General features: G+C 71.4%; 5 protein-coding genes. 2 read left to right on the top strand and 3 right to left on the bottom strand.

What is annotated here, in order from left to right:
• Positions 1–75: 75 nt before the first annotated feature.
• Positions 76–1,395: an aminotransferase class I/II-fold pyridoxal phosphate-dependent enzyme gene (locus ABT154_RS29070; RefSeq protein ID WP_351860629.1), complete on the bottom strand. Its 1,320-nt coding sequence runs from the start codon at positions 1,393–1,395 to the stop codon at positions 76–78.
• Positions 1,396–1,441: 46 nt separating this feature from the next.
• Here ABT154_RS29070 and ABT154_RS29075 point away from each other — a divergent pair, with 46 nt between their 5' ends.
• Together ABT154_RS29075 and ABT154_RS29080 are read left to right on the top strand one after the other, a co-directional pair.
• Positions 1,442–2,728 (top strand): MFS transporter, encoded by a 1,287-nt coding sequence (locus ABT154_RS29075; RefSeq protein ID WP_351860631.1) that lies wholly within the window; start codon positions 1,442–1,444, stop codon positions 2,726–2,728.
• Between the two features lie 23 nt (positions 2,729–2,751).
• The gene (locus ABT154_RS29080; protein WP_351860632.1) at positions 2,752–3,651 is read left to right on the top strand and encodes a DUF8829 domain-containing protein; all 900 of its coding nucleotides are present in this window, start codon (positions 2,752–2,754) and stop codon (positions 3,649–3,651) included.
• Between the two features lie 71 nt (positions 3,652–3,722).
• On the opposite strand, the gene ptsP is transcribed toward ABT154_RS29080, so the two are convergent.
• Positions 3,723–5,393: a phosphoenolpyruvate--protein phosphotransferase gene (gene ptsP, locus ABT154_RS29085; protein WP_351860634.1), complete on the bottom strand. Its 1,671-nt coding sequence runs from the start codon at positions 5,391–5,393 to the stop codon at positions 3,723–3,725.
• Positions 5,394–5,473: 80 nt separating this feature from the next.
• Positions 5,474–5,923 carry a PTS sugar transporter subunit IIA gene (locus ABT154_RS29090; RefSeq protein WP_351860636.1) on the bottom strand — a complete coding sequence of 150 codons (450 nt, stop codon included), beginning with the start codon at positions 5,921–5,923 and terminating at the stop codon, positions 5,474–5,476.
• Positions 5,924–6,484: the final 561 nt, after the last annotated feature.

Below are 6,484 nucleotides of genomic sequence, written 5' to 3' on the forward strand. Positions count from 1 at the left end.
GCTCCGGGAAGGGCCACCCGCCCTTCCCGGAGCGTTCCCGTACCCGCTCCGCGCCGGCCGCGCCCGGCCCGGTCCTCACCCGCCGTACGTCGCCTGGGCGTCCCCGAGCACCTCGGCGAAGTCCGCCGCGAGGCGCGGCGCCCGGTCCACATCGAGCGTCGCCGTCGTGATCCGTACCGCGGGCGGCGCCGCGATCCGGAACCGTGCCCCCGCCGCGACCCACCAGCCCTGCGTACGCAGCCCGTTGACCACCGCCGACTCGTCGCGGACCGGGACCCATACGTTCAGGCCGCTGGCCCCGACGGCCCGGATCCCGTGCGCCCGGAGCGCGCCGATCAGCGCCGCCCGCCGTTCCGCGTACGCCTCCTCGCCCGCCGCCACGAGCGCGCGTACCGCCCCGTCGCCGAACAGGCCTGCCACAGTGTCCTGGAGCACGTGACTCACCCAGCCCGACGTCATCAGCATCCGCCCGTCGTGCCGCGCCAGCGTCACCGCGTCGCACGCGACCCCGGCCCAGCGCAGGTCGATCCCGAGGTGCTTGGACACGGTCCGCACCTGCGCCCACCGGTCGAGCCCGGCCGCCGCCAGCGTGTGGGCGGCCGCCCCGCCGACCTCGGCGTTGTGGTCGTCCTCGATGACGAGCACCTCGGGGAAGTCCCTTAGCACCGCGCCCAGTTCGTCCCGTCGCGACCGTGTGAAGAACGCGCCGGTCGGACACTGCCCCCGGGGGCTGCACACCACCGCGCGGACTCCGCCCCGGAGGGCGGTCCGCAGCGCGTCCGGTACGAGCCCCTCCCCGTCCACCGCAACCGGGACCATCCGCAGCCCCAGCGCGGGGACCAGGTCGAGCAGGTGGTGGAACCCGGGATCCTCCACGGCCACCGCGTCACCGGGCCGCAGCTCCGTCGAGAGGAGCCGCGCGATGCAGTCGAGCGCCCCGTGCGCGAACGTCACGTGCCGCGCGGGCACCCCGTCCCGCCCGAACCACTGCCGGGTCATCTCCTCGAGAGCCGCGAGACGGGGCGAGGCGCGGTGGGAGCCGTAAACCGGGGTGACCGTCGAGGGCGGTCGCAGTACGGGGAGGAAGGCCGGGTCCGGATGGCCGCCGGCCAGGTCCACCAGGCCCTGCGGCACGCGCGGCGGGCGCCTGGACGCCACCGAGGGCACCTCGGCGACGACGGTTCCGCCCCGGCCCCGCGTGACGATCAACCCCCGCTGGCGCAGCTCCTTGTAGGCCGTCGCGACGGTCCCCGGGCTCACCCCCAGCGAGTCGGCGAGCCGCCGCACGGGGGGCAGGGCGTCGCCGGGGGAGAGCCCGCCGTCGCTCACGCCCCGCTCGACGGACGCGGCAATCCCCTTGGCTGTCGTACCTTCGATCGCATATTGTGCTGCCACGTAATCAATTATGTATTGATACATAGCAGTTGGCAAGGGGGACCCCATGAGCCGCTCCACCCGCTCCGCCCGAACAGCCCTGAAGAACCGCATCCCCGGAGGCCCCGACGGCCGCCGCATGCTCGTCATCGGCTTCATCGACAAGTGCGGCACCGGACTCTGGTCCACGGCCATGGCCCTCTACTTCACCTACGTCACCGGACTCGGACTCGGTCAGGTGGGCCTCCTGATCGCCGTCTCCGGCGCCGCGGGCATCGCCGGAGCACCCCTCGGAGGCCGCCTCGCCGACCGCTTCCCCCTCGTCCGCGTCCTCATCTGCACCCAACTGCTGCGGTCCGCGGCCCTCCTCGCTCTCCTCACCACCGACGACTACCCGCTCCTCGTCCTCTTCTCCGCCGCCGGCGCCCTCCCCGACCGCGCCACCAACGTCCTCACCAAGCTCTACGCAGCCCGGGTCGCCGGCCCCGACCGCGTCCGCTACCAGGCCATCAACCGCACCACCTCCAACATCGGCTGGACCCTCGGCGGCCTCGGCGCAGCGGCGGCCCTCGCCGTCGGCACCTCCACCGCCTTCCATCTCCTGCTGATCGGAGACGCCCTCTCCTACCTCGTGATGGCGGCCCTCACCCTCCGCTGCGCCGAACCCCCGGCCCCCGCCGCCTCCCGGATCGCCGCCGCCTCCACCGACGCCGCCCCCACGGCCAAGCCCTCCAACCCGTGGTGCGACCGGGGCTTCCTCGCCTTCACCGCCGGAGAGTCGGTCTTCTTCCTCCACGACTCGATCCTCCAAGTGGCCCTGCCTCTCTGGATCGTCCACGCCACCGACGCCCCCGTCGGCCTCGCGCCGCTCCTGATGGTCGTCAACAGCGCCCTCGTCGTGATCTTCCAGGTCCCGCTCTCCCGCTTCGGCGCCACCACCGAAGCCGCCCGCCGCCTGCTCCGCCCCCTCGCGGGCCTCTTCGCCGTCGGGACGCTGGCCCTCGCAGTCTCCGCCCTCGGCGGACGCGCCCTGGCCGTCACCGCCCTGATCACCGCGGCCGTCGTCCTCACCTTCGCGGAGATGATCCACACGATCGCCTCCTGGGAGATCTCCGTCGCCCTCGCCCCCGACGACGCCCAGGGCGCCTACCTCGGAGTGCACGGCCTCGCCCAGTCCACCCAGCGCTTCGCCGGCCCGCTCCTGATGACCGGCCTCGTCGCCGCGGGCCCCTTCGCCTGGCCGGCCCTCGGTGCCGTCCTCGTCGCGACCAGTGCCGCACAGGACCGTCTGGTCCGCCGACGCCTTCCCCAAGCGTCACTGTCAGTGGCGAAGGTTACGGTGAGTGAGCACTGATCGGATCGTAACCAGGGGGAGACATGACACGGACCGGCACCACCTCGGCACACCTCCGACGCGCCCTGCGCCGCGAGGTCCCCAGCACCGTCGGCCTCCTCGCCGACGAACACGACTTCAGCGCGATGCGCCGCTACCGCACCTTCGTCTTCGACGACCACACCACCTACCTCCGGCAGGTCGAGGCCCTCCTCAGGACCCTCGCCACCCAGGGCGGCCACACCACCGTCACCCTCTTCGACCCCGAGGAGTTCGAGGCCTACTGCGCCGAGACCGCCATCGACCCCGACCAACCGGACAGCCGCAGCCGCTTCACCGCCCATCTCGCCACCACGGGCGCCCGCGTCACCTACACCGGACAGCCCCTCGCGACCCTGCTGCCCGAGCTCGTCGACACCGCCGTCCGCCAGGCCACCTGGGAGTACGCCACCACCGTGCTCGCCACCACCGGCGACTGCGCCACCTGTGGCAAGGACATCGGCAGGGCAGCCTTCGAGCGGGCCGCCCGGCTCCTCGCCCGGCTGCTCGACACCGCCGGACCCGGCACCCACCACCTGGTCTGCAGCGTCCCGGCGGCCGACGACCAGCTCCTCGCCGTCCTCCACGTCGACGGCACCGCGCTACCGACGGTCGTGGCCGAGGAGCCCGCCGCCGAGTTCACCGCCGTCCTCGCCGCCGGCATCGCCCTCGGAGCCCCCGGGGGACTCGTCCTGCGCACCACCACCCTCGACGCCCCCGACCGGCTCCACGGCTGGCGCCTCACCGGCGGCACCCTCACCCCCCTCACGGAGGCCGAGGTCTTCTCCGCCTACTGCACCGACGCCCGCACCGGCGAACCCCTCCCACCGGAACCGGGGGTGGAACACCGCGCGGGCTTCCCCCTCGTCCCCGACCCCGACGACGACTGGACCACCCACCACTGACCCCACCCACGACGAAGGGGCTCCCCGTCACCTCGGTGACGGAAAGCCCCTTCGTCGGACAACGCCGGGGATCACTCCCCGGACAGCACCGCCTGCGCGGCCAGCCGCGCCTCGTGCGCCGTGTCCGCGGCCCGCGCCGCGGCCGCGGCACGCTCACACTGCGCCAGCGTGTACTTGGCCAGCGTCGCCCGCACGTACGGGATCGACGCGGCACCCATGGAGAGGGAGGTGACACCCAGACCCGTCAGCACACACGCGAGCAGCGGATCCGAAGCGGCCTCGCCACAGACACCACAGCTCTTGCCCTCGGCTTTGGCCGCCTCGGCGGACATCGCCACCAGGTCGAGCAGCGCCGGCTGCCAAGGGTCCTGGAGCCGGGACACCGCACCGACCTGACGGTCGGCGGCGAAGGTGTACTGCGCCAGGTCGTTGGTGCCCAGCGACAGGAACTCGACCTCCTGGAGGATCGAGCGCGCCCGCAGCGCGGCCGAGGGGATCTCGACCATCGCACCGAACTTCGCCCGCAGCCCGGCCTCACGGCACGCGTCGGCGAAGGCCTTCGCGTCCGTACGGTCGGCCACCATCGGCGCCATGACCTCCAGGTACACGGGCAGACCCTCGACCGCCTTCGCCAGCGCGGTGAGCTGCGTCCGCAGCACCTCCGGGTGGTCGAGCAGCGACCGCAGACCACGCACACCGAGCGCCGGGTTCGGCTCGTCCGTCGGCGTCAGGAAGTCCAGCGGCTTGTCGGCACCGGCATCCAGCACCCGCACGACCACGCGGCCCTCGGGGAAGGCCTCCAGCACCTTGCGGTACGCCTCGACCTGCTTCTCCTCGGACGGAGCCTTCTTGCTGTCGTCCAGGAAGAGGAACTCCGTACGGAAGAGACCGACGCCCTCCGCACCCGCCTCGATCGCCGCGGGCACGTCCGATGGACCACCGACGTTGGCGAGCAGCGGCACCTTGTGCCCGTCAGAGGTGGCGCCGGGACCGCTGGACGTGGCCAGCGCGGCCCTGCGCGCGGCGGCGGCCTCGGTCAGCTCCGCCTTCTTCTCCTCGCTCGGGTCCACGAAGAGCTCACCGGTGGAACCGTCGACGGCGATGAGCGTGCCCTCGGCGATCTCACCCGCGCCCGGCAGCGCCACGATGGCCGGCACGCCGAGCGCCCGCGCCAGGATCGCGCTGTGGCTGGTCGGCCCGCCCTCTTCCGTCACGAACCCGAGCACCAGCGCCGGGTCGAGCAGCGCGGTGTCGGCGGGCGCCAGGTCCCGCGCGATCAGGACGTACGGCTCGTCGCTGTCCGGCACGCCGGGCATCGGTACACCGAGAAGGCGCGCGACGATCCGGTTCCGCACGTCGTCCAGGTCGGCGACCCGGCCCGCCATGTACTCACCGGCACCGGCGAGCAGCTCGCGATAGTGCGAGAAGGCGTCGTAGATACCGCGCTCGGCCGTGCTGCCCACGGCGATACGGCGGTCGACATCGGCGATGAGCTCGGGGTCCTGGGCGATCATCGCCTGGGCCTCCAGCACGTGCTGCGCCTCCCCGCCGGCCAGATTGCCACGCGCAATCAGGTCGGCAGCGACAGCTTCGACGGCCTGGCGGGCGCGCCCCTGTTCGCGCTCCGCCTCGTCCGCCGGAATCTGCTTGGCCGGCGGCTCGAGAACCGCCGTGCCCATGTGCCGGACCTCGCCGATCGCCACACCGTGGCTGACGCCGACGCCTCGCAGCGTTGTCTCCATCTCACCTGTCTCCGATAGAGCGGCGGCACCGGCCACCGCGTTGAATGCCGAACTCGCGGTCGTCACGGGGACGAACCGGCTCAACGCCAGCCGAAGAGCTGGTCACCGGCCTTCACGTCGCCGTCCTCGACGACTTCGGAGAGCGAGTCCGCGGTGGCCTCCAGGGCCACGATGGGACAGATGGGGGACTTGCCGGCGGCCTCGACGTCAGCCGGGTTCCAGCGCACGACGGCCTGTCCGCGCGTCACGGTGTCACCCTTGTTGACGAGCAGCTCGAAGCCCTGCCCGTTGAGCTGAACGGTGTCGATGCCGAGGTGGGTCAGCACCCCGTGTCCCTCGCCGTCGACGACGACGAAGGCGTGCGGGTGCATGGAGACGACGACCCCGTCGATGGGGGAGACGGCCTCCGAGGGCTCACGTACGGGATCGATGGCGGTACCGGGACCGACCATCGCACCGGAGAAGACCGGGTCGGGAACTGCGGCGAGACCGATGGCGCGTCCGGCAAGCGGCGACGTCACGGTTGTCATGGGAAGCCTCCCAGGGGCGGAGATTGTGTGGCGCCGTCACTACCTGTCCTGGACGGCGTACTGTTGTGAAGAGTAAGTCATAAGAAGTCCTAGTTCCGCACGAGACATACCAGTTGGGCGGAGCTAGGGACTACCGGAAACGATTTGCCTCTACTGGCGGTGGGATGTACTGTCGTACTCCTGCCTGACCCCAACGCGGCTTTGAGTCGTGGGTCGGCAGCACCTACCAAGCCAGATCCTAACCCCAGTGGTCTACACCTCTGCATGCTCGCAGAGGACGTGGTCAGAGGGGCCGAGAAAGCCTGGTAATGTTCAACCCCGCCGGGAACGGAAAACGCGAAAGCGAATTCCTGCCCCAGCAGCCCGCTCCAGCGGGTGGCAGAAACGGAAATCGGGTCTGCTAAGCTGGAAACACGAAATACCGAAGGGAAGCCCGGAGGAAAGCCCGAGAGGGTGAATACAAAGAAAGCGTCCGTTCCTTGAGAACTCAACAGCGTGCCAAAAATCAACGCCAGATTAGTTGATACCCCGTCCATCTTCGGATGGCAGGGTTCCTTTGAA

Source organism: Streptomyces sp. NPDC001728 (assembly GCF_040297565.1).
In the GTDB taxonomy this organism is placed as follows: Bacteria; Actinomycetota; Actinomycetes; order Streptomycetales; family Streptomycetaceae; genus Streptomyces.

Coding starts and splice junctions, on each gene's coding strand:
- ABT154_RS29075 (WP_351860631.1), top strand. CDS start 1,442: ATGAGCCGCTCCACCCGCTCCGCCCGAACAGCCCTGAAGAACCGCATC.
- ABT154_RS29090 (WP_351860636.1), bottom strand. CDS start 5,923: ATGACAACCGTGACGTCGCCGCTTGCCGGACGCGCCATCGGTCTCGCC.
- ptsP (WP_351860634.1), bottom strand. CDS start 5,393: ATGGAGACAACGCTGCGAGGCGTCGGCGTCAGCCACGGTGTGGCGATC.
- ABT154_RS29080 (WP_351860632.1), top strand. CDS start 2,752: ATGACACGGACCGGCACCACCTCGGCACACCTCCGACGCGCCCTGCGC.